We start from the raw sequence: 26,655 nt of genomic DNA on the forward strand, positions 1-26,655 counted from the left end.
GGGTAGCGTGGGTGGAGTGGGTGCCCCTGTGCTTGGTGCTGGCACTGGCGGCGTGGCTCGCGGGCGAAGCTGTCAGCACTGCTCAACCGGAGTCGACCCGGTCCGGGGCGTCGACGGAGGCCCACCGGGTCGCCGAGCAGCCTGCACTCGTGCTTCCCGCGCCGCCACCCACCGGATCGCCTCTGACAAGTGAACCGCCCTCGGCGACGGCTGGCCTAAGTTCCACGGCGGCCATGGTCTCGAAGGAATGGGCCGCCTCGGCGGCGGCGGCAACCGGCATACCGCTCCGCGCGCTGCTCGGGTACGCCGGTGCGGAGCTGCGGCTGGCACGGGAACAGCCAGGGTGCGGGCTCGGCTGGGCCACCCTGGCGGCGCTCGGCTCGATCGAGTCCGATCACGGCAGGAACAGGGGCTCCGCGATCGATGCCGGCGGCACTACGGTGCCGGGAGTTTTCGGTCCGGTCCTCGACGGCACGACCTACGCAGCCTTCCGCGACACCGACACGGGGACACTGGACGGCAACCCGCGGTGGGACCGGGCTGTGGGACCCCTGCAATTCATCCCGGCGACCTGGGCCATCTGGGGTGCCGATGGAAACGCAGACGGTGTTGCCGACCCCCAACAGATCGACGACGCTGCACTCGCAGCCGGACGGTATCTTTGTGACACGGGCGATCTCTCGACGGCGTCATCGTGGCGTTTAGCCATCTACTCCTACAACCATGTCGACAGCTACGTAGATCTGGTGGCTGCCACGGCAAACAGCTACACCGAGCGGATGCCATGAGCGCCCCGGTCGCCGGCCTCATCTCCGCGCGGTTCCGGCTGGGCGCGCTGCTCGGAACCGGGGGATCGGCGTCGGTCTTCTCAGCCATCGACATCCGCTCTGGTGATGCCGTTGCCCTCAAAGTACTTCACCCTGAACTGTCACACTCCCCGCGACTTCGAGAAGCATTCTTTCGAGAGGCTCGGGCGGTCGAACGTGTGCGGCATGCGAACATCGTCGCGGTGTTGGGCGTCGGCATGCACGACGAAGAGGGGGAGCCACTCGCCTGGATCGCGCTCGAGCTTGCCCCGGGCGAGACTCTGGCCGAGTATGTCGGGCACCACGGTCCGCTTTCGGTAGCGAACGCCCTCACCCTGGCCACCGCCGTGCTGCGAGGCCTCGCAGCGACCCATAACGTCGGCCTGATCCACCGCGATGTGTCCCCGGCTAACATCATGATCGCCGTAGCGGCCGATGGCGCTTTGAATGTGGCCGGGGTGCGCCTTCTGGATTTCGGCCTGGCCGACACCGCCGGGCGGGCCGCGACCGGTTCGAATGTTCTCCGTAGCGAGCCCGCTGGGACGGGGGAGGCTGCCGGCGTGCTCGGGAGCGTGAACTACATGTCGCCGGAACAAGCGGCCGGGATCCCCGTCGATGAGAGAGGAGACCTATACCAGCTCGGAGGGGTGCTGTACTTCGCGCTGACAGCCCGCGCGCCGTTCCCGCGCGACTCAGCGGGCGCCGTCACTCGGGCTCATTCGATCACTCCACCGCCGGTACCCTCGGTCACACGGCGGGGAATTCCGAAGGGAGTGGACCGGATCGTCGTGCGAGCGCTCCTTAAAAACCGCGAGGATCGCTTTGCTTCCGCCGCCGAGATGCAGGACGCGATTTTCCTTCTCGATGCAACACCCGAACCGTGGGATACCGGCGCCCTGCTCGGGGACGATTTCACGCGCCGGTTCGACGCGCGCACCGCCCCGAGCGGAGACGGTGAAGCGGATGACCGCACCACCGTACTGCCCGCTGCAGCGCGGCCCAGCACCATGCTGCCCCTCATTCCCCGCGTTCCGACGGTGTCCACGGCGCCCGTGCCGGCAAGGCGTCGAGCCCGCACCGGTCCGGCAGACGGCTGGCTGGCGCTAGCACTGGTTGTCGGAGTCGTGGCGGCTGGGTGGGTGGCCGCCGCTGGCGCGAGCGCCGGGTCATCCATCGCCGTGCGCAGTACTCCGTCGCCCGCGGTCAGCCCTGTGCCGACTCCGAGCACGAAATCGCCCAAACCGCATCCGACGCCCGTCGACGTTGTCGACACTGCCGTGCTGGTACCCGAGCTCAGCATGATGTCCCTCGGCGAGGCCCGGGTCGCTCTTGAAAAGATCGGCTTGCGGCTCGGCGCTCTGACAACGCTGGAGTCGGTGCGCCTGGGCGACACCGTTCTCACCCTCCAGCCCAGTCCCGGGTCGTGGCTGGCGCCGGGCGACGCCGTTGACCTGATCGTGGCCTCCGGCTCCAACCGCGTTCCCGCGACGACGGGTCTGACCCAGGCTGAAGGCGTGGCCGCCGTGCAAAACGCGGGCTTCGTGGTGGTCGTCGATATTCGTGCTGATGCTTCCGCGGTGCCGGGTACGGTACTGGCCAGCCTGCCAGGGGAGACCGCGGTGCTGCGCCTCGGCACGACCGTATCGATCACTGTGGCCGGAGCAGCAGCCGCGCCGCCAACGAGTACTCCGTCGGCTGTTCCGGGACCAACCGATACTCCCCAACCCACCCCAGCACCGACCGCCGCTACTAAATAGGGGTAGACCCCAGATTTTACGCCAAGCTGACAGGTCGCGTCCACGCCTTGGTCGCCAAATCGACACCACGAATTCACTTAGCAACTCAAATATGTGACAGGTGTGTGAGCCGTCACCGCGGTTCTGCCCTTTCGTTTTCCGTCTCGTATCAAGGATCAACTCATGCCACATACCACGTTCGCCTCGATGTCCTCGCGCTCGGCGCCGGACGCCGAGACGCTTCCCGTCGAGACGGAGACTCGGCGCTCGCTGATTTCCCGACCGTCGGTGTCGGACAGGGTGTTCCGCTCCGTGGCATTCACTGCGGGACTCATCACGGTCGCCATCATGCTCGCTGTGGGAGTTTTCCTTTCCTTCAGAGCCTCGGATGCACTCGGAGTCGCCGGTCTCTCGTTTCTCACGGAGCAGGATTGGGCTCCGGAGTCGCAGACCTTCGGCATCGCCGCCGTGCTTTTTGGTACCATTACCATCGCCCTGATCGCGATGTGCGTGGCCGTGCCGCTCGCCGTCGGGACCGCCTTGCTCATCTCCGAAGTTGCTCAAGGGCGGCTGCGCGCCACTCTGGTCACGCTGGTGGACTTGATGGCAGCCGTGCCCAGCGTGGTTTTCGGACTCTGGGGTGTCTTCTTTTTGCAGGCCAACGTCATCCCGGTGGCCCGGTGGATCTCCACCTACTTCGACTGGATCCCGTTTTTTCGAGTTCAGGACGCGACCGGCCACGCTCTCACCGAAGCCAGTGCCTTCACGTCCTCTGCGCTCATCGCCGGTATCGTCGTGGGACTCATGGTCGTCCCCACCCAAACTTCGGTCATGCGGGAGGCTTTCTCACAGGCCCCAATCGGTGAGCGTGAAGCGGCCTTCGCTCTCGGCTCCACTCGTTGGGGAATGATCGGGGCCGTGGTGTTGCCCTTTGGTCGTGGCGGTATTATCGGCGGCACGATGCTTGGCCTCGGCCGTGCTCTCGGTGAGACCATCGCGGTTTACATGATCATTTCGCCGATCTTCACCATCAATTGGGAGGTGTTGAAGACCGGCACGAACTCCGTCTCCGCACTCATCGCCCTGCGTTATGGCGAGTCCAGCTCGTTTGGCCTTTCGGCGCTGATGGCGGCCGGGCTCGTCCTGTTCCTGATCACGCTCGTGATCAACTTCACGGCCTCGTCGATTGTGGCGCGATCCCGATCCGGGGCGGAGAGCAACTGATGACCATTCTTCTCGACTCCATTGGCATGGATAGCCCGGACCCCAGCGACACGATCGACCCCCAAACCCACACCACGACGATCCCGTCGTCAGCGGGCATTCCCGTCGGACCGCGACGCCGCGTGCGCGGCGCACGTCTTGATGACCGGTTCAACGTGCTCGGCGCAGCGGCCGCAGGCATCGCGGTCGCGGTACTGCTCTTTGGGTGGTTCACTCCGCTTTCCGGCGGAGTCGGGTGGCTGCTCGTGGCGTACCTGACCTTCATCGGCTTCTATGCCCTGCTGGTGAGTTTCGCCAGCGATTGGCAGGAGGTCAAGGACCGGGTGATGGCGGTACTGCTCGCGAGTGCCGGGGTGCTGCTCTTCGGCGCGCTTGTCTTCGTCGTCGCGTTCACCCTCGTGCGCGGCCAGGAGGCATTGCCCCACCTGAACTTCTTCACCCAGAGCATGGAGCTCGCCGGCCCGCTGGACGGGCTGGACGTCGGCGGTATCGTGCACGCGATTCTGGGAACGCTCATGCAGATTTCGATGGCCCTCGCCGTCACGATCCCGCTGGGAATCATGACGGCGCTTTTCCTCAACGAGGTTGGTGGCAAGTTCGCTCGCTTTGTGCGCACCATTTCGGATGCGATGACCGCTCTCCCGTCCATCGTTGCCGGACTCTTCGTCTACTCCGCGATCATTGTGCTGATCACTCACCAGCGATCGGGTTTCGCCGCGGCTATGGCGATCACGGTGATGATGCTGCCCATTGTCATCCGGGCATCCGATATCGTGCTTCGACTCGTCGCGGGCAATCTTCGCGAGGCCGCCTACGCCCTCGGGTCGACCCGGTGGCGCACGGTGTGGCACGTCGTGCTGCCCACCGCTCGACCGGGGCTGGCCACGGCCGTGATTCTCGGTACCGCGCGCGGGATCGGCGAGACCAGCCCGGTGCTGCTGACTTCCGGGGTGACGGCTGTCGTGAACTGGAACCCGTTCGAGGGTCCAATGATCTCCCTGCCCCTGCAGGTTTTCGATTTCATCAAGTCCCCGGAACCCAACATGATCGCCCGAGGCTTCGGATCAGCGGCCGTCTTGATCCTGTTGGTGCTGGCCCTGTTTGCCATCGCGCGGGTCATCGGAGGAAAGGGCCCTGGCCAGCTGGGCCGCCGGCAGCAGCAGCGGGTTGTTGCGGCATCCGCTCGCGACCTGCAACGCATCACCGTCAACGGCGTTCGCCGAGCCCGCCTCCATGTACCCCCATCTCTACCACCATCAGACCTCAACGCGAAGGAGACGTCTTCGTGACGCGCCATTCCCGCCGGATTCCCGCCATCCGCGCCCTTATTGCCCTCACCATTGTGATGACCAGCGTGCTCGGCGCCGTGCCAGCCCAGGCCGTGAGCTATGACCCCATCACCGGCACCGGTTCCACCTGGTCGCAGAACGCGCTCGACCAGTGGCGTAAGAACGTAGCTTCCAACTATGGGATGACCGTCAACTATTCGGGGGTCGGTTCGTCGGCCGGCCGACGAGACTTCGTCGCTGGCAGTGTCGACTTCGCCGTGAGTGAGATTCCGTTCCAAATTAAGCCGGAAGACAACTCGGCCCCCGAGGTTCCCTCTCGGGGTTACGCGTACATGCCGATCGTCGCCGGTGGCTCCTCGTTTATGTACAACCTCAAGATCGGCGGGACGCGCGTGTCGAACCTGCGTCTGAGTGGCGAGGTCATCACCAAGATCTTCACGGGTGTCATCACCAAGTGGAACGATCCGGCGATCCAGACCGACAACCCCGGCCTGGCGATGCCCGGCAAAGGAATCGTGCCCGTGGTGCGCTCCGACGGTTCCGGCTCGACCGCCCAGTTCAGCCTCTGGATGTCGAAGCAGCATCCCGCCCTGTGGAACGCCTTCTGCAAATCGGTGGGCCGGGCAACGCCCTGCGGGCTGACCTCGCAATTCCCGACTTTTGGCAACGCCAAGGCCCAAAGTGGATCTTCCGGCGTGGCCGGCTACGTCAGCCAGGACTATGGCGAAGGAGCCATCACCTACGTGGAGTACTCTTACGCCCTCGAAGCCGGTTTTCCGGTGGCCAAGGTTCTCAACTCGGCAGGCTACTACGTGGAGCCCACCGCCGACTCGGTCGCCGTCGCCCTGCTGCAGGCGAAGATCAAGACGGATGTCCCCAACACCAGCCCCGACTACCTGACCCAGATCCTCGATGGCGTCTACAACAACCCCGACGCCCGCAGCTACCCGCTGTCGAGCTATTCGTACATGATCGTGCCAACAGCGGTCGGTGGTGTCTTCACCGAGAAGAAGGGCCTCACCCTCGGAGCCTTCGCAAACTACATGCTCTGCGAGGGGCAGCAACAAGCCGAGGCGCTCGGCTACTCTCCGCTGCCGATGAACCTCGTCGCTGCCGGGTTTGATCAGATCAAACGCGTGCCCGGGGCGGACGTCTCGGGTGTGGATATCAACAAGTGCAACAACCCCACATTCAAACCCGGTGACTCACTATCCAGCAACCAGCTTGCCGTGACAGCCGCACAACCGGCCGAGTGCGACAAGGTCGGCACCAGCCAGTGCACGACCGGCACCGCTGGCGCGATCGCTGACACTCCCACGTCCGGCACCGGCACCGGCGGCTCCGCCACGGGCGGCAGCCCTGCTGCTGGGGAAGCAGTTTCCGGACCCGTGGGAGCTGCTGCGCCCGGCAGCGAAGCGGGTGCCGTAGCCGCCGTGTACGACGAAAACGGTGCCCTGGTCTCCGGCGGCACCGCCGCCGGCGCCGGCTCCAGCTTCGCGGGAACAGCAGTGGCCGCACCATTCACGCTCCCCGACAACGGTTGGGGGGCCCAGCAATCCATCATGCTTTTTGCCGGAATTCTTTTGGTCGGTTTGGCCGTGCTGCCGCCGGTGCTCGGGCAGCGGCTGAAACCGCTCGTCGCGAAAGCAGGCAAAAAATGACGCGCCGTATATTCGCCACGGATTCGATCTGGGCCCGCGCAGGCGCCAGCGGAATCGTCGTTGGACTCGTCGTAGGAATCGGCGTGTCCGTGCTGGCTTCGTTCGCCCCGTCGGCGGCATCCGCCGACACGTCGAGCGCCGTGACGGTGAATGCATCCAGCGCCATCACGCCGGCTGGGTCTCCGTTTCCTGACCTAGCTGTGACGGTCTCGAAGACGACGGACCTTACTTCAGAGGGAGTGCTCGTCAGCTGGACGGGTGCGGGCAACAAGAAGTCCACGCGCCCGCAGGGCAATGTGGGCGGCGAGAACTTTTTGCAGATCGCGCAGTGCTGGGGCGAGGACCAAGACAATCCGGGTCACCCCGACCGTACGACCTGCCAGTATGGCGCGTTCGCAAATGCTGGCCGCGACTCCGGAGTTCTGCCCAACATTGACCCCGAAGACGCCGATGCGGTCGAGGCAGCCAAGGGGCTGGCACCGAACATCGCTTCAGAGGACGAAAAGTACACCACCCCAAACTACGGACTGTCGGCAAGTCCGTTCACTGCCATCCCGTTCAAGGCAGCCAGCGGCGAGCTCATCTCCGCGGTCTTCAAGAACCCGGGCTCTTCGGTGCTGACTCATTACATTAGTGACAAGGCGGGCAAGGTGCAGACCGCCCGCGGGGACCCGACGCCCGAAGGTGTTCCCCTGCCCAGCGGCATCGTCGGCGTTGACCTGGCATCGAACCAGTACTACACCCAGTTCACCTCGAATGAAGTCAAGTGGGCCGGGTCTGATGACAGCGGTACAGGTTCGGCCAAGTTCGAGATGCAGACATCGATGCAATCGCCCGGCCTCGGCTGTGGCCAACCGGTCATCGTCACTGGCCAGCCCACTGTGGGCCAGTCATGCTGGCTCGTGATCATCCCCCGTGGCACGGGTGATTCTGGCGTCACCCAGATCATCCGCCCAGGCCTGTTTTGGGATGCGTGGCAGCACAGCATCGCTGTCAAGCTCGATTTCAAGACCGTCGGAATACGCTGTGAGATTGGTAGCTCCGAAGTGCAATTGAGCGGCAGCGAGCTCATTGCCGGAGCGGTGTCGTCCTGGCAACCAGAATTGTGCGCCGGCGCAAGCGGTTCGGCCTTCGTGCTGTCAACCGGTAGCGAGGCAGACTCGCTCGCCTCGGCCGTGCAGAAGCTCCCGGGACCACTTGCCTTCACCTCAAGGCCCTACAGCACCACCACCGCAGATCCCCTGCAGTACGCTCCAGTGGGCATTGCCGGAATCGCGGTGAGTTTTGCCATTGATAGACGTGTGACGCCATCGGGCACTGTTCCGCAGTCCTACATCGACGCCGAGACTCAACCCTTTGAGACGGTGAATCTCACGCCGCGCCTGCTCGCTAAACTGCTCACCGCATCGTACGTCGGGTCCCTGCCGCCCGGCGCCGACCTCAACCACGTGGGCTACGCGAGTTTCACCGATCAGGGCAAGAACGCCGCCAATATCACCCGCGATCCGGAGTTCCTCAAAATCAACGACCCGGAGTGGGCCTATCAGGATCTGAACAGCATTTCGCTCTCTGACGTACTCGCGCCCTCCGGACGCTCCGACCTGGCTACCCAGGTGTGGCGCTACATTCTGGCGGATGCCGAGGCGGTCGCCTTCCTGAATGGCACTCCCGACGAGTCGGGCATGATCGTCAACCCGTACTATTCCACCAGCGCCACTGTAAACCCGACCCGCTCGGGTCTTTCCCTGCCCAAAGACAGTTTTCCCAAGGCCGACCCCGTCGAGACAGTCAGGGGAACCTCTGCATCATCACCGGGTCCGATCAACCTCGTGACCTGGCGCCCCTTTGCTTCCGACTGGGAAAGCGGCGCCTATTTGACCCTGCGCGGCGACGGTCTGGCCCTTGGTGAATGGGATCTCAACGCCACACCGCACAAGTACCAGAAGGCCGTGCGCAGTCTCGCGGGCGACCAGGGTGTGCTCGGCCTTACCACGACGGCGTCTGCGGCTCGGTATCAGAATGTCACCGCGTCGCTGGAAAACGCAGCGGGTAAGTTTGTCGCGCCGACGTCCTCTTCGATGCTGGCAGCGGCGAGCGCTATGACACCGACGGCCACTCAGGCCAAGGTGTTGGAGTACGACCCAGCCTCATCGAAGGCGATCGCAGCACCCACTGCTTATCCCCTGACGATGCCCGTCTACGCCGCACTCAACCCGCTGCAGACCGACGCTTCACTGCGAGCCAAGTACGCCAACCTCATCACCTACGCCGCTTCGCGGGGCCAAGTGCCCGGCACGGCCCTCGGGCAACTTCCCGCGGGCTACGCGCCGATGCCGCAGTCCTGGATCGATCAAGCGCTGCTTGCGGCGACGGCGATCAAGGACGGTATTAGCCCGATTGCGCAACCGGTGCCCACAACCGGCTCCAGGGCGGCACCCATCTACGTGGATGTGCAAGCGCCCACCAATACCACTGCCGCGGCAGCGATTGTATCGGCCACGGCCGCGGTGGCTGCGGCTGCCGGGCCGGTCAGCGCGGCCGCGGCCGATCCAGTGGCAACGGGGTCCGCGGCGGGACCGCTCGTCGGCAAGCCAACCCCGGATGACCCCCCAATGGGCCCGGTCTCGGCCGCGCTTCCCGCCGGACTTCTGGCCGGCCTCCTCTCGGCCGGCGCTTTCCCCATGATTTCGCGCTTCAGGAGACGATTCTGATGCCGCGTCCCCACTTGACGACTCGACTCGGGGCTTCGCGCCTCAGAACGATCGCCCAAGACCGGCGTGCCCGACCGGGCCCGTCTCTTGCACCACATCCGAAAGGCATCAAAGTGATTTCGAAGAAGACTCTTGCGCTCTGCGCAACGGTTGGCGTTGTCCTCTCCGGCTTTGCAGTTGCTTCACCGGCCACGGCCGACCCCGTCTCCAACAGTTACAGCATTGCGGGCTCTGACACGCTCGAAGACGTCGTCAACGCCCTCGCCAATGGCACCTCGATCACCGGCTCCGGTGTTCGCACGGTCGTCAACGGTGGCACAATCGGATCGTTCGATGCGACCGGTTCCCCTTACATCACCGCTAAGTCTGGCGGAGTTCGCTTCGGCCGTCCCAACGGATCCGGCGATGGCGTGAAAGCCCTCAGCCGCTCCATCGATGGAGCAGCCTATACCTCCGGCACGGTCGGCAGCCCGGTCAACGTCGTCATCACCGACCAGGTGGACATTGCTCGCTCCTCCAGCGCTGGCACCGCGAACGCCGCGGGCGAGCTTCTCTACGTGCCGTTCGGTCGCGACGCCATCGCATACGCGTACAAGGGCACCGCGACGGGCATCGACGCGATGACGACCGCGCAGATGAAGAGCCTCTACGAGTGCTCCCCGGGCTTTCAGATCGGTGGCGTTACCCTCACGCCGATCATCCCGCAGGCTGGTTCGGGAACCCGCAAGGACTTCCTGATCAAGATCGGCTCCACGGAAACCCTCATGAAGACAATCGCCGAGGGCGGCTGCGTCGTCGAAGGCCAGGAGCATGACGCGACGACATTGACAGCTGAGTCGGTCATGCCCATGGCCGTGTCCCGTTGGGTCGCCATGAACACCGGTGCTTCCTACGACAAGCGCGGCACCGGCACGCTCGGTTCCCTCGTTTCGGGTGTCCTGCCCGTCACCGGCACCGGCACCACCATGGTTCCGAACGCCGCGTACTACGCCGACACCACCTGGGGTCGCGACACCTACCTCGTCGTCGAGAACGCTCGCGTCGACTCTGCGAACGCCAAGTACGACGCCGGCCTGTTCGCGCTGGTTGACGCTACCCAGCCGCAGTCGCTAGCCAACTCGTCAGGCATCGTCTCCCGCTCCGGCGCTGTCAAGAAGAAGTTCGGCTTCCTCGCTCCCACCGCTGGTCTCACCGCCTTCCGCGTTGCCAAGACTGCCTAGTCACCGCCTAACCGACTCTGAATAGGAATATAAAACTCATGATGCTGAGCAAGAACACCAAGTTCATCGCTATCGGCGCCGTCACGATCGCGCTCGTCTCCGGTGCTGGCGTCTCCTCTTCATACGCCGTCGTTGCCCAGGCCAACGGCTCGGACGCACCCCTGTACGTCTACGATGCCAACGTGGCCCTCGTCACGGACCCGGCGGTCGTCTTCACCTGGGCTGGCGACAACCTGGGTGCTGGCACCGATGCGGGTTACGACACGCCGAGCTACTGCCCGGCCGGAACCACCGGCGCGTCGACGTTCCTCGCGACCGTCGGCAACGAGCGCACCGTCGGGAACTTCGCGGCCAAGTCGGTCGCACTCTTCAACCCGAACCCCGCCGTCGCGGGAACCAAGGAACTTATCGCCGTCAACCTAACGCCCCAGAACATGACGGCCGGAACGCCGGGCCAGGCTGCGGTCAAGGCTGCGGGTGGAAAGTACAACCTCGGTTTTGCCTGCACCACCAATAGCGGCGTGACCGTTGTCAAGTCGACTTACCGCACGATCAACATCACTCCCGGTACCGGTAATTACACGATCGAGGCACTGACGGCGGAAGCCCCGGCTCCGGCCCCGGCTCCGGCAGGCACGTCGGGAGATGTTGCTCTCGCTCCAACCACGACCGCTGCCAGCAACGGTGTACTCGCTCTCACGGTTCCGGCCGGCGCTGCGGCGTCGTTCGGCACTCCCTCGCTGGTGAACAACAAGTCGACCACGATCGGTACCCTCGGCAACATCACCGTCAATGACGGCCGGGGTGTCACGCGTGAAGGTTGGAACCTGAGCGCGACCGTCGCTGACTTCAAGAACAACGCCGACCCGACGAACATCATCAGCAAGTCGCAGCTGGGTGTTGCCCCGAAGTTGGTTGCTGCTGGAACCTCCGCCACCGGCGTCACCGCAGCAGCGGCTCAGGTAGCCGGTGCCGCTTTGGGCACCTATGCCTTCGCCTTGGGCTCGGCCGCCAACACGGTCGGTGACACCGTTTTGAACGCCGACCTGACCTTTGTCGCCCCTCAGGACAAGGCCGCTGGCACGTACACCTCGACGATGACCCTCACGGTCGTCTCGAAGTAATAGGCGTCACCAGTTGAAAGGGGGGAGGAGGGGCATTCGTGTCGTTCCTCCCCTTATTCCCGCAACACCGCAACACCGCAACACCGCAACACCGCAACACTCAAGCACTATTTCAGTCAGCCCCTAGAAATGAGAACGTCGATCGTGAGTCTTCGCCCCCCCGCAGCACGCCTGCTGCTCGCCCTGACCGCCGGCGTGCTGGTCACCTTAGGAATGACCGTGAGCCTCGGCGTCTCGGGAGCTTGGGCAGAAGATTCTGACGGCATCGCTGGTGCTCCTGCGGCCAACGGGGGCGTTGACCAGTCCCGCAGCCGGTTCAGCTATCAGGTTGAACCCGGCCAGACGCTTCAGGACGAGTACCTCGTGCAAAACACCGGCACCACCGTTCAGACCGTCACCGTATACGCCACGGACGCCTTCAACGCCGAGGACGGCAGTTTTGCCCTGCTTGAGGGGGGCGCGGTTGCCGTGGACGCCGGGCACTGGATCACCTTTGACAATGGCACCAACAGCATGCAGGTTGCCCTCGACCCGGGTTCCCAACGGGTGCTGCCGTTCACCATGACTACGCCGATCGACGCTAGCCCGGGCGACCACTCCGGCGGCATGATTGTTTCGGCCCTGTCGCCAGCCGGGCAGGTCTCGGTCGACCGGCGGGTGGGCATCCGTTTGTATGTGCGTGTGAAGGGCCTCTTGCAGCCGGGCCTGACGATCAGCAGCATTGAGTCGTCGTACCAGCCGAGCATCAACCCGTTCGCTGGCGAAACCACCATGAAGATGAGTTTGTCGAATACAGGAAACGTCTCGCTGAGCGCTGACACCGTCGCGCAGGTGCGCGGTTTCTTTGGGATTCCCCTCAGCGGACTCGTCGACCAGCAAATTCCGGAAATGTTGCCCGGCACGTCCCGCGTCGTGACCATAGTCGTGCCGGGCGTGGGCCCGTGGGTTTACCTCAACCCTCGGGTGTCCCTCGCCGCGACCATCGATGACGACGCATTGAACGCCGGTGTGCTTCCGTCGGGCGCGCGCAGCAGCGACCTTTTCGTGGTCCCGTGGGCGTTCCTGCTGCTGGTGCTTGTCGTCGGAGGAACGTGGCTCGCGGCGCGCTCTAGTCGAAAGCGCAACTCCGCGCAGGCCGCGGCTTGGATCGACTACACCGAAGCCGAGGCGCGTCGCAAGGCGCGGGAGGAAGAAGTTCTCGTCGGGTAGGCACGCGCAGGGCACCGAAGTTGCATCGCACAGAAATAACCAGGGGGAACAATGTTCCATAAATATGCACGTACTCGCGTACTCGCGTACTCGCGTACTCGCGTACTCGCGTACTCGCGTACTCGCGTACTCGCGTACTCGCGTACTCGCGTACTCGCGTACTCGCGTACCCGCTGTCACGATGGCCGTCGCACTGGCGTTGGGATCGAGTTCAGCGGCAGTCAGCGCGTCGGCGGATGACGCTGAGGCCATCGACGTGAACGTATCCGTCGTCGAGGGGCTGCCCACCGGACCGGTCGACGTCGGAGTGACCCTGCCGCTGGGGGCGCACGCAGACTCCGCACCGGTGATCATTCGGGTGCATGGCCTCGAGCCCTTTTCCGATGTTGAGGTGTGGGTACACTCGATGCCTTTCTTGTTTGACAGTGGCATAGCTGATGCCGAAGGCTACTTCGAGGCCAGCGGCACTCTGCCCGCCAACCTGGAAATCGGCGGCCACACGATCACCGTGGAGGGAACGAGCGCCGATGGTAATGCGTTTATCCAGGTGGTCGCATCGTTCGCGATCATCGAAGGTGGCACGATCGATTCGGCCACTACGAGCGACAGCAACGGTGCACTCGGCCTTGTCGTGTCGGGGACGGCCGTCGCCACCTTTGGTGGCCCCACCCTCGTCAACGGTCGCTCGACCACGAGCAGATCGCTCGGCCGCGTCGTCATCTCTGACGGTCGCACCCAAACCCGTGAGGGCTGGACGCTGTCGGCGAGCGTCGCGGACTTCGTCAATGCCGCCAACGGCTCCGTGATCGGCAGCTCGCAGCTCGGGATCGTGCCGCAACTCGTCAGCACCGACGCCCAGGGAATCGGACTCTTTCCCGGCCAGGCCGCCGGATCGGTGAGCTATCCGATGAACCTGGCCTCGGGCTCTCCGGCGCAGGCAGTGGGCTTTACGGTCCTCGATGCCGGACTGACCTTTGTCGCGCCGCCGGAGAAGACCGTGGGCACCTACGAGTCAACGCTGTCGCTGACGCTCGTGTCGCAGTAGCCGTGGGGCGAATTCTGCGGTCGATCAAGCGTCCGGGCGATACCGCGCCCGGCCGTGTTTACCTCTCGTTAGCCCTACCGTCAGCATGCCGAAACCTTGGCCGTGCTTACTGGAGTGTGTTTAAATTACGTGCCGAACGTCGGCCTTCCACAGCGGCCCTCATCGCGCTGCTAGCGCTGACGGGCGTCGCCTGCGTCGCTGTGAACCCTGGCGTTCCGCGCGCCTTCGCTTCGACCTTCACCGCGGCGACCGATGATTCTCACGGCGTTGACCTCCACGTGACTGTGTTAGGACCGGCGGCTAGCCCCTCGCCGACACCGGCACCGTCGCAATCCCTCTTCGTGCCCTCGCGTTCATCGTCAACGGGACAGGCTTCCGTCGTGCCCGGAATCACCCAGACCACGGCAACAGGGTCCGCTGAGGCCACGCACGATCTGGGCACCAGCCCCACCGACATTGACGGTGTTTTTTATGTCAGCGGGGTCACCGCTGCTCCCGTGACTGACTTCGGGCCCGGCGGCGGCGACATCGTGCTCGCCTTCACCCTAAAGAACGTCACGACTGCCCCCGTCACGTCGCATCTCAAGTTCTGGGTTACAAACGTTTTCGGTATGCAGCTGGCAGCCATCGACGACGTTGCGGTCACCGACCTCGCCCCGGCGGAGACCCGGACCGTGACGGCCACACTCGAGGGTGTTGGCCAATGGACAGTGTTCACGGGTCACGTGCTGCTGACCCCGCCGAGCGAGGTGCGCGGAACGGGTCTGGAACCGGTATCTAGGGATTCGCTGATCGTGATTCCCCCGTACTTCCTGCTCGTGGTCCTAGCCTCCGGTGGTGCGCTGGCACTCGTCCTGCGCGCCACGCGCATTCTCCGCAGGGCTCGCCCAACGGTAAACATGGCGGGAGTGGCATCATGACCATCGTGAAGCCACCCCGTCAACAGAGGGCCCCCGATGTGGCCGGGCTGCTGGGACGGGTGACATCCGGTTTGAGCTCAACGCGGCAGATGCCGCCGAAAGCTCCCGGGGCGATGAAACCGCCGAAGATTCCCACGCCGCCACGACGGATGCCGACGCCGCCACGACCGCCAGCCGACCTCACGCCGCGGGACCAGGCCATCCGTTCGACCCTGGCGATACTCTCGGTGCTGATACTCGGCCTGCTGGGCACCATCACCGTGCTCGGTCACCTTCAGCACTTGGTAAGTCAACAGCAGCTCACCAACGCGTTCCGCTTCGAGCTGGCTGAGGGTACCGCCCCGGTGAGCGAGGGCACCGTCGACAAGGTTCTACTCACCGCGGGTACACCCGTCGCGCTCCTAACCATCCCCTCGATCGGTGTGAACGAGATCGTGGTTGAGGGCACTGACTCTGGCACGCTACGGGCGGGGCCCGGCCATCGCCGCGACACGATGCTTCCGGGGCAAGCCGGGTACAGCGTGATCATGGGCAGGGCAGCGGCCTACGGCGGTCCGTTCGCCCGCATTCAAGAATTGCGACCGGGGCAGAAATTCACGGTAACCACCGGTCAGGGCGAACACACTTACGCCGTCCTCGGCTTGCGGTATGCCGGCGATCCGACGCCGCCGGCGCTACCAGCCGGTAAAGGCCGACTGGTACTGGTGACGGCACGTGGGCCGGCCTTTGTGCCCAGCGGCATCGCCCGCGTCGATGCCGAGCTCGTTTCGGAGACGAAGCCCGCCGGCGCTCGGCAGACCACCTATAACTCCTTGCCGCTGGCCGACCAGGAAATGGCCACGGATACGTCGACGGTCTGGGCGCTTGTCTTCGCGCTTCAGTTCCTTCTTATTGTCGAACTTGCCGCGGTCTGGGCATTCCGGCGGGTTGGCCTCCGAAAGGCTTGGACCGTGTTTGTTCCCGTGGTCACTGTTGGTGGACTCTTCGTAGCCGACCAGCTTGTGCGACTGCTTCCGAATCTGCTCTAGCAACCCGAAACGAATAGTCATGAAAGAGAACGTGTACGACGACGAGATGACACAGGTGCTTCCCGCCGCGCAGCCCTCGCCCGCTACGGAGTACCTTCCGCAGCCGGCGCAGCGTGACCGAAAGCTCCGCCTGCCGGCCAGGACCCCGCTCTCGAGCGGGCGTACGCGCCTGGCCCCGCCGTGGGGGAAACGCTGGCCGGGCCCCGATCAAGTCGTGGACGCAAACTTCTCTCCGCCAGCACGCACCCTCGCCCCCCTGGCCACCCTCGAAGGACGCAACGTGTCGGCGTGGTTTGGCGACCGCCAGGTGCTGGATCGGGTCAATCTGACGATGCCCGCCGGCATCATTACCGCCCTAATTGGTCCATCCGGGTGCGGCAAGTCGACCTTCCTGCGCATTCTCAACCGCATGCATGAGCTGGTACCCTCGGCGAGCCTGGCCGGTGAAGTCCTGCTCGACGGAGAGGACATTTACGACCCCGAGCGCAAGCTCGTCGACGCTCGCAAGCACATCGGCATGGTCTTCCAGAAGCCCAACCCGTTTCCGGCCATGTCGATCTACGACAACGTCGTGGCCGGTCTCACCCTCACCGGACGCCGTGCTTCCAATGACGAAAAAGATCTTCTGGTTGAGAGCTGCCTGACTAAGGCAGGACTGTGGAAAGAGGTCCAGGACCGGTTGCGCGCTCCTGGCGGTGGACTCTCAGGGGGACAGCAGCAGCGCCTGTGCATTGCCCGATCGCTCGCGGTCACCCCGCGCATTCTGCTCATGGATGAGCCGTGTTCCGCACTCGATCCCACCTCGACCCGGGTAATCGAAGAGACTATGCTCGAGCTCGCCCACGAGGTCACGATCGTCATCGTCACGCACAATATGCAGCAGGCGCAGCGCGTGTCGCAGAACTGCGCTTTCTTTCTGGCAGCGCAAGGCACACCCGGTGGCATCGTGGAACACGGTCCCACCGACGCCATGTTTGGTAACCCGATTGATAGCCGCACCGCTGACTACGTCAATGGTCGCTTCGGCTAGCGGCCCTGTGGTGAGCGCCGAAGCCAGGAGCGCGGTCAGTCGAAGTCGAGGCTGAGCTTGCGCAGCAGCGCCGCCAGGCGTTCCTGGTCGGTCGCTGAGAGGGTGTCGAGCAGGTCGGCTTCCGCGTCGACCAGCCGGGTGATGGCGGCATCCACTCGGCTGAGCCCGGCGGGCGTCATACCCACCAGAATGCCGCGACCGTCGTTCGGTGCGGAGCGGCGCGTCACCAGCCCGCGGTCGACCAGCCCGTCGATGCGGTTTGTCATGGTGCCGCTCGAGACGAGTGTCTGCTGCAATAGGGCTTTCGGACTGAGCTCGTAGGGTGTGCCGGCCCGGCGCAGGGCCGAGAGCACATCGAACTCCCACGAGGCGAGTTCCGAGCGGGAGAACGCGGTGCGGCGGGCCCGATCGAGGTGTTTCGCTAGGCGCGCGACCCGGCTGAGCACCTGCAACGGCGCGAAATCAAGATCCGGGCGTTCGCGCAGCCACGAATCGACGATCCGATCGACTTCATCATGGCCAGGCATTTCTCCATTATCCTGCTTGTCCGGGGGTTTCCTCGCCGGAGGGTCGTTTGGGGGCCGGGTGTGCGCCGCGAGGCGTGAGAGTCTGGCAGACTTGACTAGTTGCTGGTCTCGGTCGGCATGGTCCGCCATAGTGTAACGGCAGCACGGCAGCCTTTGGAGCTGTTCGGTCCAGGTTCGAATCCTGGTGGCGGAGCACTTAATTTCTCTCATCACTGCGTTAGGAATACTGTGACAGACGCCCGCCTCGCCATCATCGTGTTGGCCGCCGGCCAGGGCACGCGCATGAAGTCCAGTTTGCCCAAGCTGCTGCATCCGCTCGCCGGAGTTCCCATCGTGAGCCACGTGCTGGCCACCGCGCGTGCCCTCGATGCGGCCCACGTCATTACCGTTGTGCGGCACGAACGCGACCTGCTGGCCGCCGTCGTGGCCGAAGACCTGCCGGGCAGCACGATCGTCGACCAGGACGAAATCCCCGGCACCGGCCGGGCCGTCGAGCAGGCCGTCGCCGCATTGCCGGCCGATTTCGATGGCGACGTGCTCATCATCAACGGTGACGTGCCGCTGCTGAACGCCGCCACGCTCGCTTCGTTCATCGCCTCCCACCGTCAGGGTGCAGCCGCGGGTACCGTGCTCTCCGCCTACCCGGACGATGCGACCGGCTATGGCCGCATCATCCGCTCGGTCGAAGGCGCTTTCGATCGCATCGTCGAGCAGAAAGATGCGACGGATGCTGAATTGGCCGTGGCCGAGATCAACGCGGGCGTCTACCTGTTCGGCCTGGCCGCGCTGCGCGAGCAGCTCGACCAGCTCACGACGGCCAACGCGCAGGGCGAGAAATACCTCACCGATGTGATCGAACTGCTGCGCCGGGCTGGCTCCGAGGTGAGCGCCGTTCCCGTCGCCGACGCCTGGATCGTGGCCGGCATCAATGATCGGGCCCAGCTCGGCGATACCGCGCAGAAACTCAACGCGCTCATCGTACGTGGTTGGCAGCTCGCCGGCGTGACCGTGCAAGACCCGGCTACCACCTGGATCGACCTCAAGGCCGTGCTCGCGGCGGACGTCACCCTGCTGCCCGGTACCCAGATTGTCGGGGCCACCGTGGTGGCTTCCGGCGCGATCATCGGCCCGGATACCACCCTGCGCGACTGCGAAATCGGCGAGGATGCCCGCGTGAATCGCACCGACGCGACCCTGGCGGTCATCGAGGCCGGGGCATCCGTCGGCCCGTTTTCGTACCTACGGCCGAATACCGTGCTCGGTCCCGACGGCAAGATCGGCGCCTTCGTCGAGACTAAGAACGCCCAGATCGGCGCCGGGAGCAAGGTGCCGCACCTGAGTTATGTGGGCGACGCCACCGTCGGTGCGCAGTCGAATATCGGTGCTGGAACAATCTTCGCCAACTACGACGGCGTCGCCAAACACCGCTCGACGATCGGGTCGCACGTGCGCACCGGGTCGCACAACGTGTTCGTCGCGCCGATTACAATTGGGGACGGAGCGTACACGGGGGCAGGTACGGTCGTCCGCAAGAATGTGCCTGCCGGGGCGCTGGCCATTACGGTGGCTCCCCAGCGCAATATGGATGGCTGGGTCGAGACCAACCGTGCAGGCACTGCTGCGGCCACAGCTGCCGCAGCGAGCAGCAGCACCACAGAGACTGGAGAATAAGTGTCGGAAATCAAGACCAGCGGCGAAAAACGTTTAGTACTGGTTACGGGGCGAGCGCACCCGCAACTCGCGCTCGATATTGCCACGGAGCTTGGTTCTGAATTGCTCCATACCGACGCGCGCACCTTCGCCAACGGCGAACTATACGCCCGATTCGATGAGAGCGTGCGCGGGTCGGATGCCTTCGTCATTCAGTCCCACACGGCGCCGATCAATGAATGGCTGATGGAACAGCTCATCATGGTGGACGCGCTCAAGCGCGCTTCGGCCAAGCGCATCACCGTCGTCGCCCCGTTCTACCCCTACGCCAGGCAAGACAAGAAGGGGCGCGGCCGCGAGCCGATCTCGGCGCGCCTCGTCGCCGACCTGTTCAAGGTTGCCGGCGCCGATCGCATCATGTCGATCGATCTGCATGCTGCCCAGATCCAGGGTTTCTTCGACGGTCCCGTCGACCACCTGTTCGCGATGCCGGTGCTGCTTGAGCACTTCCGCGAGAAGCTCGACCCCGCCACCCTTACCGTAGTCTCGCCCGACATGGGCCGCGTGCGCGTCGCCGACATCTGGAGCGACCGTCTTGGAGTGCCGCTGGCGATTATCCATAAGCGCCGCGACCCGCTCGTGCCCAACCGGGTCTCCGTGCACGAAATCGTCGGCCAGGTCGAGGGCCGCGTCTGCCTGCTCGTTGACGACATGATCGACACCGGTCGCACGATCGCCCTGGCGGCCGAAGCCCTGCGCGAGGCTGGCGCCATCGGCGTCGTCGTCGCTGCCACGCACGCCGTGTTCAGCGACCCGGCTGTGGACATGTTGCAGAACCCGGCCATCAGCGCCGTGGTCGTCACCGACACCCTGCCGATCCCGCCGGAAAAGCGCTTTCCGACCCTGACGGTGCTGCCGATCGCCCCGCTGTTGGCCCGCGCCATTCATGAGGTCTTCGACGAGGGGTCGGTCACCTCGATGTTCGACGGCGCCGCGTAGCGGTCGGTCATCCGGCCGCAGGAGTGGCTAGTTTCGGGAGGCGGTGGCTGCGGCCACCGCCTCTCGTTCGTTAACCGCGCGCCACACTGGGTGCGCCAGGAATGCTTGCTTCTACCCGTATCGCGAACATTCGCGCTTTCGCGCCGCCCCACCACGAGCGTTGGGCTGTGCTCAGGTCTGAAAAGTGCCGACCGGTGGAACTCACCTCGCCGAGCCGTGAGTTTCGGCTCGTGTGAGTCGATTTTGGGGCCGAAAGTCACGGCTGAGCGGGGTGGACGCAACCAAGCTCACGGCTCATGGTGCCGCAGCGCCCCGGGGCCGCTAGGTGGGGGTGCCGGGAGATAGCTGGCGAGGCGCAGAGGGGATGATCCCGAGCGGCGTCACGAAGGTGGCGCGCTCGTTGTCGTCGATGGCATAGCACTGCCAACCGAACCCGCCGGGTCCGGCAAGGTCGAAGCGGGCGTCGAAGTCGACCGCCGAGGGATAGTACTGGACGACGGCGGTCGCACAGGTGTTGGCGGCGGTGTCGGAGGCGACCCGCACGGTCGTGAGCACGCCCGGCACGACCAGGGCGATGAGCCCGAACACGACGACGACCCGCATAACGGTCGCGAAGTGCTTGCCGCGCAAGGGGCGGTAGTTATCGTTCGGCTCGTAGCCGGAGAGTTCAGGGTGATTGTCAGTCATGGAGCCCCCAGTCTCTCAGAGCTTGGTGTGAAGCTGCCGGTGAGAAAGAACTGGCCGGAGGCATCCGCTCAAACCCTAGGGTAGGAGCGGATGCCGCCGGCCGGCCACGCTGCTGCTGTCAGTGTGTAGACGCCTCAGTGACGATCTCGGTGCGGTCGCCAGACCACAGGGTGTGGAAGGTACCGGGCATGTCGACGCGGTGATAGGTGTGCGCCCCGAAGAAGTCGCGCTGTCCCTGCACCAGGGCGGCTGGCAGACGTTCGCTCGCGAGCGAGTCGAAGTAGCTCAGGCTGGCACCGAAACCGGGAACCGGGATGCCCGACAGCGCGGCGGTCGAAACCACGCGGCGCCAGGCGGCCTCGCCGGCGGCAACGGCCTCGGCGAAGTACGGGTCAACGAGCAGGCTCGGGATGGACGGGTCGTTGGCGTACGCGTCCACGATCCGGTTGAGGAACTGGGCGCGGATGATGCAACCGCCGCGCCAGATGGTAGCGATGGCGCCCTTGTCGATGTTCCACTTGTACTTGGCCGCACCGGCGATGATCGCGTCGAAACCCTGAGCGTAGGCGACGATCTTCGAGGCATAGAGCGCCTGGCGCACGTCTTCCTGAAAGGTGTGGCCGACGACGGCGAGCTCGGGTCGGGCAGTGATGCTGGCACGCACCGGTCCGCGCTGCTCCGGGTGGCTCGAGACGGCACGGGCGAAAACCGCCTCGGCGATGCCGCCGACCGGAACGCCGAGGTCGAGGGCGTTCTGCACGGTCCAGACGCCGGTTCCCTTGGAGCCGGCCTCGTCGAGTACGACGTCGATGAACGGCTCACCGGTCTTGGCATCGACCTGGCGCAGAATCTCGGCGGTGATTTCGATCAGGTAGCTGTTGAGCTCCCCGCCGTTCCAATCGGTGAAGACGTCGGCGATGGCCTCGGGGGAGTGCCCGCTGACCTTGCGCAGCAGGTCGTAGGCCTCAGCGATGAGCTGCATGTCGGCGTATTCGATGCCGTTGTGGATCATCTTGACGAAGTGGCCGGCGCCATCGGTGCCGATGTGCGTGACGCACGGCACGCCGTCGACGACGGCGGCGATGGATTCGAGAATGGGTCCGAGGGTCTTGTACGCCTCTACCGAGCCGCCCGGCATGATGCTCGGGCCGTTGAGGGCGCCCTCTTCGCCACCGGAGATGCCGGCGCCGACGAAGTTGAGGCCCTTGGCGCTTTGCTCCTTTTCACGACGGATGGTGTCGGTGAAGTCGGCGTTGCCGCCGTCGACGATGATGTCGCCGGGTTCGAACAGCTCAGAGAGCTGAGAGATGACGGCGTCGGTTCCGCGGCCGGCCTGCACCATGATGATCGCGGTGCGCGGGCGGGTCAGCGAGGCGACGAAATCGGCGATGTTCTCAGAGGCCACGAAATTCGCCTCGGGGTGCTCGGTCGTGAGCAGGCGGGTGCGCTCGGGGGAGCGGTTGTAGACCGCGACAGTGTTTCCCTCGCGGCCAGCGAGGTTGCGGGCGAGGTTGGAGCCCATCACCGCCAGACCGACGACACCGATATTTGCCTGTGCTGAACCGGACTCTGACACGTTTTCTCCTTTGGGGCTGAGATCAACAGACCATTTTCAAGGGTACTCCACGTGGCCATGCGGTCGCACATTCATGGATTAGCACGCGCGTGATCGGGCTCAGTGCGTCGGATTGCCGTCCCAGATGCTACTCATCTCGTTGAAGGCGCGTTCCATAATGCCGAGCATGGCTTCGTAGGCTGCCTCGGGATTGCCTCGCTGAATGGCGCTGGCGACATCGACGTGAAGTTGCAGCGCTTCGTTGTGTGGATGCCGCGGCATCAGCCCGTAGTTCGTTCGACCGGTCAGTACCTCGGCAACCAGGGTGTTGAGTTTGGCGAACATCTCATTGCCCGAGCTGGCCAGCACCAGGCGGTGAAACTCGATGTCGAGCACGAGAAAGGCTTCGGGGTCGTCGGCCTGGCCGGCGGCCCACAGCTTGCCGGCCAGCCCCATCAGCTCGCTGGCATCCGCTAGTGGAGCGCGGATGGCGGCGAGCCGGGCGGCCTGCGGTTCAATAGCGGTGCGCAGCTCGGTCAGTGAGCGCAACTGGGCGATTCGGGCCGGCGAGGCAAGCCTCCAGCGGATGACCTGTGGGTCATACAGGTTCCACGCTGACGCTGGCAGAATTTGTACGCCGACGCGGCGGCGGGAGGCGAGCATGCCCATGGAGGCGAGCACGCGGATGGCTTCGCGAACCACCGATCGCGAGACGCCGTATCGTTCCTCGAGCTCTTCGATGCGGAAGACCGACTTGCTCGCCAGTTCTCCGGCGCAGATGGCCAGGCCGAGCAGATCGACCACGCGCGCGTGCAGGCTGGTCGAGGGGGTGCCGTCGTCAAGGCTCGGGGGCGAATCGACGAGCGAGTCGGCGCCGGGCCCGGTCGTCACATTGTGCGTCATGCGCTTGATCATATCGTTACCGCTAAAAACTTGTATAAGTATGCTTTATTTGGTAAAGTTTTCTTTCGAGACAGATGTAAAGATGCATTTTGTTGGGAACCGTGGCTCAAAGCGCCGGTTCTGCGAATGGGAGACACAGTGAAGCGTCATTCAGTTGTTCGCGTTGCGGCCATCGTCGCAGCGACATTCCTCGCGGCGGGCACACTCACCGCATGCAGTGCCGGTGCCGGTGACGACGGGGGCGCGAAGACTCTTCGGGTCACCCTCGCCAACCATGTCTGGACCGACACGATCAAGAGCAAACTGCCCGAGTTCGAGGCGGCAACGGGCCTGAAGGTCGAGCTCAGCCAATACGGCGAAGATCAGCTCTCCGATCAGTACAACGTGAAGCTCAATGCGGGCACCGACGAGATCGACGTCATGATGTATCGCCCGCTTCAGGAAGGCAAGCTGTTCGCGAAGAACGGCTATCTCGCCGATCTGAGCGACGACGTGGAGTCGAACGCTGACTGGAACTGGAGCGACTTCCAGTCCGGACCGGTCGAGTCGACCACCTATGACGGCAACGTCGTCGGGGTACCGATCATCACCGAGCAGGAAGTGCTCTACTACCGCAAGGACCTCCTCGCCAAGGCCGGACTCGAGGTACCGACCACGATGGACGAACTCGAAGCTGCGGCTCAGGCGATCAAGGAACAGAACCCCGGCGTGGCCGGTTTCGTTGCCCGCACCGGCAAATCCGCCGCCGTCACCCAGTTCTCCAGCTTTCTCTACAGCTTCGGCGGTGACTTCATCGACGAAGACGGAAATTCAGCTATCAATAGCCCGGAAGCCAAGGAAGCCTATGCGTTCTATGGCGGACTAATCCGCGACTACGGTCCCGAGAATGTCAGCACCGACATGAGCTGGCCGGAAGCCATGGCCATCTTCACCCAGGGCCAGGCCGGACTGTACACCGAGGCCGACAGCCTCTACAAGAACGCGACCGACCCCGCGACGTCCAAGGTGTCCGACACGGTCGGCTTCGCGCCGATGCCGGCTGGCCCCGGCGGCTCCGTCGCCTACAACGTGCCGTCCTGGGCACTCGGCGTCAACGCCGAATCTGCCTACTCAGCCGAAGCCTGGTCGTTCATCGAATGGGCGACGAGTGCGAAACTGACCCTGGAGGTGCAGCAGGACGGCGTTCCCGGTGCGCGCCAGTCGGTTTGGGAAGACCCCGAGGGCACATCGACCTACCCGGCTGACCTCGCCGCTGCGATCGCCACGAGCACGAAGAATGGCGTCGGTCATGACCGCCCCCGCGTCATCAAGGTGCCCGAAGCTCGGGAGATCGTGGGAGATCCGATCGTTATCGCCATCACCGGCGGCGACTCCGATGCAGCAGCGGATGCCGCGAGCGATGCTTTCCAGGGCATCCTCGACGACGAATAGCCCGCACCACTGAGCCGGGGCGGATGATCGAGCGCGGTCATCCGCCCTGCCAGCCCCCGTCATCCTGTACGTGCAACACCAAGTGTGAGGTGAACGATGACCACAATGGTCACCACTAAGCCCTCAATGTGGAAGAACTATTCCACCTGGGCAAACCGTCATCGCAAGTGGCTCTTCGCCTCTCCAGCAATGATCTTCGTCGGACTGCTCATCGCGGTGCCGCTGGGCTGGACCCTGTATCTCAGCGTGACCGACTCCGAAGGTTCGGTTCGCGCTGCATCCAACCTGGTCGGGCTCAGCAACTACCTCGAGGTTCTCACCGACACCGAACGGTTCTGGCCCGCCGTGATGCGCACGTTCGTCTTCACCGGCGGAGCGCTCGCCATCGAGCTTGTGCTGGGAATGTGTATCGCCCTGCTGCTCTGGCGTCCGTTCCGCGGCGAGAAATGGGTTCGCGTCGCGATCCTGCTGCCGCTGGTGGCCACCCCGGTCGCCGTGGGCATGATGTGGCGCCTCATCTTCGACCCGAACATCGGCTTCGCCAACCAGGTGCTCAGCTGGATCGGCATTCCCGCCCAGCCGTGGCTATCCGGTCAATACACGGCGCTGCCGACGCTCATGTTCGTCGACATCTGGCAGTGGACGCCGATGGTCGTACTGATGCTGCTGGCCGGTCTCACCTCACTCTCCGACGAACCCGACGAAGCGGCACGCATCGACGGCGCCAACTCCTGGCAGCGCTTCTGGTTCGTCACACTGCCGCTGCTGCGCGCCACCGTCATCGTCACTATCGTGCTGCGGGGAATCGACGCCCTGAAAACCTTTGACATCCTCTATGCCACCAAGGGCAAGGGCGGCGGGTCATTCCACGAGGTAGAGACGCTCAACATCTACGCCTTCGGCCTGAGCTTCGACTACAACGACTACGGCATCGCCTCCACCGTGCTGATCCTGTTCTTCCTGCTCATCATCGCGATCATGTGGGTGCTCACGTACCGCAGAAAGGCGAACCGGTCATGACCACGACCCTGCCAGCCCGTCCCGTCATCGAGACACCGCGCCCGGTCGCGATCGCACCACGGCGTCGCAAACCGCGAGCGTACAAGATCTTTCGTGTCGTAGCCCTGACCCTCACGGTACTGCTGTTCATCGCTCCGCTGGTATGGATGTTCGTCGCGTCGCTCAAGACCAATGTCGACATCTACGACGCCAGCAAGACCGTGTTCTTCACACCGACCCTCAGCAACTACGACAATGTGCTCAGTCGCAACAACTATTTCGGATTCATCTTCAACAGCTTTTGGGTGGCGCTGCTGTCTACCCTCTTCTCCCTGCTTATCGGAGTTCCGGCCGCCTATGCGATGAGTCGCTTTGCGATGCACCGGTCCGCGCTGGTCGTGCTCATGGCGCGCATCATCCCCGGCGTCAGCCTGCTCGTGCCGTGGTACTTCATCTTCGCCAACATGCGCATGGTCGGCGGCTTCGGTGTATTGATCCTGTCGCACATGTTCGTCGCCCTGCCGCTCATCGTCTACATCATGATCAGCTACTTCGACTCGACCCCGCTCGAGTTGGAGGAGCAGGCGCAGGTGGACGGCCTCACCCACATCGGCGCATTCCTGCGGATCACACTGCCGTTGTCGGTTCCCGGTCTTGCAACCGCCGGCATCCTCTCCTTTATCTTTTCGTGGAACAACTTCATGTTCGCGCTCGTACTCTCCGGAGCCAATACCAAAACCCTTCCGGTGGCGATCTTCAACTTCGTCTCGTATGCCAGCATCGACTGGGGGAGCCTGATGGCGGCAGCCGTCGTCGTCACCGTTCCGATCATGGTGATCGCGCTCTTCACCCAGAAATACATCGTGTCCGGCCTGACCGCCGGTGCGACCAAGGGCTGAGG

General features: G+C 64.3%; 22 protein-coding genes and 1 tRNA gene. 19 read left to right on the forward strand and 4 right to left on the reverse strand.

What is annotated here, in order from left to right; translation table 11 throughout:
- Positions 1–20: 20 nt before the first annotated feature.
- The 13 genes from E3T50_RS04825 to E3T50_RS04885 all read left to right on the forward strand — a co-directional run bounded on the left by E3T50_RS04825 (position 21) and on the right by E3T50_RS04885 (position 17,003).
- A complete protein-coding gene (locus E3T50_RS04825) occupies positions 21–788 on the forward strand; it encodes a lytic transglycosylase domain-containing protein (RefSeq protein ID WP_134550831.1) in 768 nt (255 codons plus the stop codon).
- Positions 785–2,563, forward strand: coding sequence for a protein kinase domain-containing protein (locus E3T50_RS04830; protein ID WP_134550832.1), 1,779 nt, complete (start codon positions 785–787; stop codon positions 2,561–2,563). Before E3T50_RS04825 ends, E3T50_RS04830 begins: the two co-directional genes overlap by 4 nt.
- A gap of 162 nt (positions 2,564–2,725) precedes the next feature.
- Positions 2,726–3,766 (forward strand): phosphate ABC transporter permease subunit PstC, encoded by a 1,041-nt coding sequence (gene pstC, locus E3T50_RS04835; protein ID WP_241990761.1) that lies wholly within the window; start codon positions 2,726–2,728, stop codon positions 3,764–3,766.
- A complete protein-coding gene (gene pstA, locus E3T50_RS04840) occupies positions 3,766–5,055 on the forward strand; it encodes a phosphate ABC transporter permease PstA (RefSeq protein WP_241990762.1) in 1,290 nt (429 codons plus the stop codon). Before pstC ends, pstA begins: the two co-directional genes overlap by 1 nt.
- Positions 5,052–6,716: a phosphate ABC transporter substrate-binding protein PstS gene (gene pstS / locus E3T50_RS04845; RefSeq protein WP_241990763.1), complete on the forward strand. Its 1,665-nt coding sequence runs from the start codon at positions 5,052–5,054 to the stop codon at positions 6,714–6,716. Before pstA ends, pstS begins: the two co-directional genes overlap by 4 nt.
- A complete protein-coding gene (locus tag E3T50_RS04850) occupies positions 6,713–9,427 on the forward strand; it encodes a hypothetical protein (protein ID WP_134550833.1) in 2,715 nt (904 codons plus the stop codon). The genes pstS and E3T50_RS04850 overlap by 4 nt, the downstream gene beginning before the upstream one ends.
- A gap of 113 nt (positions 9,428–9,540) precedes the next feature.
- Positions 9,541–10,647, forward strand: coding sequence for a hypothetical protein (locus E3T50_RS04855; protein WP_134550834.1), 1,107 nt, complete (start codon positions 9,541–9,543; stop codon positions 10,645–10,647).
- A gap of 38 nt (positions 10,648–10,685) precedes the next feature.
- Positions 10,686–11,771 (forward strand): hypothetical protein, encoded by a 1,086-nt coding sequence (locus tag E3T50_RS04860; protein ID WP_134550835.1) that lies wholly within the window; start codon positions 10,686–10,688, stop codon positions 11,769–11,771.
- A 144-nt stretch (positions 11,772–11,915) separates the two neighbouring features.
- Complete coding sequence (locus E3T50_RS04865; RefSeq protein WP_166784203.1) at positions 11,916–12,980, forward strand: COG1361 family protein; 1,065 nt, start codon at positions 11,916–11,918, stop codon at positions 12,978–12,980.
- A 64-nt stretch (positions 12,981–13,044) separates the two neighbouring features.
- On the forward strand, positions 13,045–14,025 hold the full coding sequence (locus E3T50_RS04870; protein ID WP_134550837.1) for a hypothetical protein: 981 nt from the start codon (positions 13,045–13,047) through the stop codon (positions 14,023–14,025).
- 380 nt (positions 14,026–14,405) lie between these two features.
- The gene (locus E3T50_RS04875) at positions 14,406–14,945 is read left to right on the forward strand and encodes a hypothetical protein (protein WP_134550838.1); all 540 of its coding nucleotides are present in this window, start codon (positions 14,406–14,408) and stop codon (positions 14,943–14,945) included.
- Positions 14,942–15,973 carry a sortase gene (locus E3T50_RS04880; protein ID WP_241990764.1) on the forward strand — a complete coding sequence of 344 codons (1,032 nt, stop codon included), beginning with the start codon at positions 14,942–14,944 and terminating at the stop codon, positions 15,971–15,973. The genes E3T50_RS04875 and E3T50_RS04880 overlap by 4 nt, the downstream gene beginning before the upstream one ends.
- Positions 15,974–16,019: 46 nt before the next feature.
- A complete protein-coding gene (locus E3T50_RS04885; protein WP_420898715.1) occupies positions 16,020–17,003 on the forward strand; it encodes a phosphate ABC transporter ATP-binding protein in 984 nt (327 codons plus the stop codon).
- 35 nt (positions 17,004–17,038) lie between these two features.
- On the opposite strand, the gene E3T50_RS04890 is transcribed toward E3T50_RS04885, so the two are convergent.
- Positions 17,039–17,530, reverse strand: coding sequence for a MarR family winged helix-turn-helix transcriptional regulator (locus E3T50_RS04890; RefSeq protein WP_134464286.1), 492 nt, complete (start codon positions 17,528–17,530; stop codon positions 17,039–17,041).
- A gap of 121 nt (positions 17,531–17,651) precedes the next feature.
- On the opposite strand from E3T50_RS04890, the gene E3T50_RS04895 reads away from it, so the two are divergent.
- The 3 genes from E3T50_RS04895 (at position 17,652) to E3T50_RS04905 (ending at position 20,179) form a co-directional block, all read left to right on the forward strand.
- Positions 17,652–17,723 (forward strand) — tRNA-Gln (locus E3T50_RS04895).
- A gap of 35 nt (positions 17,724–17,758) precedes the next feature.
- Positions 17,759–19,201 (forward strand): bifunctional UDP-N-acetylglucosamine diphosphorylase/glucosamine-1-phosphate N-acetyltransferase GlmU, encoded by a 1,443-nt coding sequence (glmU, locus tag E3T50_RS04900; protein WP_134550839.1) that lies wholly within the window; start codon positions 17,759–17,761, stop codon positions 19,199–19,201.
- On the forward strand, positions 19,202–20,179 hold the full coding sequence (locus tag E3T50_RS04905) for a ribose-phosphate diphosphokinase (RefSeq protein WP_134550840.1): 978 nt from the start codon (positions 19,202–19,204) through the stop codon (positions 20,177–20,179).
- A gap of 321 nt (positions 20,180–20,500) precedes the next feature.
- Here E3T50_RS04905 and E3T50_RS04910 read toward each other — a convergent pair whose 3' ends face one another.
- The 3 genes from E3T50_RS04910 to E3T50_RS04920 all read right to left on the reverse strand — a co-directional run bounded on the left by E3T50_RS04910 (position 20,501) and on the right by E3T50_RS04920 (position 23,324).
- A complete protein-coding gene (locus tag E3T50_RS04910; protein ID WP_134550841.1) occupies positions 20,501–20,866 on the reverse strand; it encodes a hypothetical protein in 366 nt (121 codons plus the stop codon).
- 118 nt (positions 20,867–20,984) lie between these two features.
- Positions 20,985–22,442 (reverse strand): NADP-dependent phosphogluconate dehydrogenase, encoded by a 1,458-nt coding sequence (gene gndA, locus E3T50_RS04915; RefSeq protein WP_134550842.1) that lies wholly within the window; start codon positions 22,440–22,442, stop codon positions 20,985–20,987.
- A 99-nt stretch (positions 22,443–22,541) separates the two neighbouring features.
- Positions 22,542–23,324 (reverse strand): FadR/GntR family transcriptional regulator, encoded by a 783-nt coding sequence (locus E3T50_RS04920; RefSeq protein WP_134550843.1) that lies wholly within the window; start codon positions 23,322–23,324, stop codon positions 22,542–22,544.
- Positions 23,325–23,462: 138 nt separating this feature from the next.
- On the opposite strand from E3T50_RS04920, the gene E3T50_RS04925 reads away from it, so the two are divergent.
- The 3 genes from E3T50_RS04925 (at position 23,463) to E3T50_RS04935 (ending at position 26,653) form a co-directional block, all read left to right on the forward strand.
- Positions 23,463–24,755 carry an ABC transporter substrate-binding protein gene (locus tag E3T50_RS04925; protein ID WP_241990765.1) on the forward strand — a complete coding sequence of 431 codons (1,293 nt, stop codon included), beginning with the start codon at positions 23,463–23,465 and terminating at the stop codon, positions 24,753–24,755.
- A gap of 96 nt (positions 24,756–24,851) precedes the next feature.
- On the forward strand, positions 24,852–25,775 hold the full coding sequence (locus E3T50_RS04930) for a carbohydrate ABC transporter permease (RefSeq protein ID WP_241990766.1): 924 nt from the start codon (positions 24,852–24,854) through the stop codon (positions 25,773–25,775).
- Positions 25,772–26,653 (forward strand): carbohydrate ABC transporter permease, encoded by an 882-nt coding sequence (locus tag E3T50_RS04935; RefSeq protein ID WP_134550845.1) that lies wholly within the window; start codon positions 25,772–25,774, stop codon positions 26,651–26,653. Before E3T50_RS04930 ends, E3T50_RS04935 begins: the two co-directional genes overlap by 4 nt.
- The last annotated feature ends 2 nt before the right edge of the window (positions 26,654–26,655 follow it).

Source organism: Cryobacterium gelidum (assembly GCF_004403985.1).
Lineage (GTDB): Bacteria > Actinomycetota > Actinomycetes > Actinomycetales > Microbacteriaceae > Cryobacterium > Cryobacterium gelidum.

What these genes read in the sequence shown, in the direction of transcription:
- E3T50_RS04830 (WP_134550832.1), top strand. Translation starts at nt 785, where the DNA reads ATGAGCGCCCCGGTCGCCGGCCTCATCTCCGCGCGGTTCCGGCTGGGC.
- pstC (WP_241990761.1), top strand. Translation starts at nt 2,726, where the DNA reads ATGCCACATACCACGTTCGCCTCGATGTCCTCGCGCTCGGCGCCGGAC.
- pstA (WP_241990762.1), top strand. Translation starts at nt 3,766, where the DNA reads ATGACCATTCTTCTCGACTCCATTGGCATGGATAGCCCGGACCCCAGC.
- E3T50_RS04850 (WP_134550833.1), top strand. Translation starts at nt 6,713, where the DNA reads ATGACGCGCCGTATATTCGCCACGGATTCGATCTGGGCCCGCGCAGGC.
- E3T50_RS04860 (WP_134550835.1), top strand. Translation starts at nt 10,686, where the DNA reads ATGATGCTGAGCAAGAACACCAAGTTCATCGCTATCGGCGCCGTCACG.
- E3T50_RS04870 (WP_134550837.1), top strand. Translation starts at nt 13,045, where the DNA reads ATGCACGTACTCGCGTACTCGCGTACTCGCGTACTCGCGTACTCGCGT.
- E3T50_RS04880 (WP_241990764.1), top strand. Translation starts at nt 14,942, where the DNA reads ATGACCATCGTGAAGCCACCCCGTCAACAGAGGGCCCCCGATGTGGCC.
- E3T50_RS04885 (WP_420898715.1), top strand. Translation starts at nt 16,020, where the DNA reads ATGACACAGGTGCTTCCCGCCGCGCAGCCCTCGCCCGCTACGGAGTAC.
- E3T50_RS04890 (WP_134464286.1), bottom strand. Translation starts at nt 17,530, where the DNA reads ATGCCTGGCCATGATGAAGTCGATCGGATCGTCGATTCGTGGCTGCGC.
- E3T50_RS04910 (WP_134550841.1), bottom strand. Translation starts at nt 20,866, where the DNA reads ATGACTGACAATCACCCTGAACTCTCCGGCTACGAGCCGAACGATAAC.
- E3T50_RS04920 (WP_134550843.1), bottom strand. Translation starts at nt 23,324, where the DNA reads ATGACGCACAATGTGACGACCGGGCCCGGCGCCGACTCGCTCGTCGAT.
- E3T50_RS04930 (WP_241990766.1), top strand. Translation starts at nt 24,852, where the DNA reads ATGACCACAATGGTCACCACTAAGCCCTCAATGTGGAAGAACTATTCC.
- E3T50_RS04935 (WP_134550845.1), top strand. Translation starts at nt 25,772, where the DNA reads ATGACCACGACCCTGCCAGCCCGTCCCGTCATCGAGACACCGCGCCCG.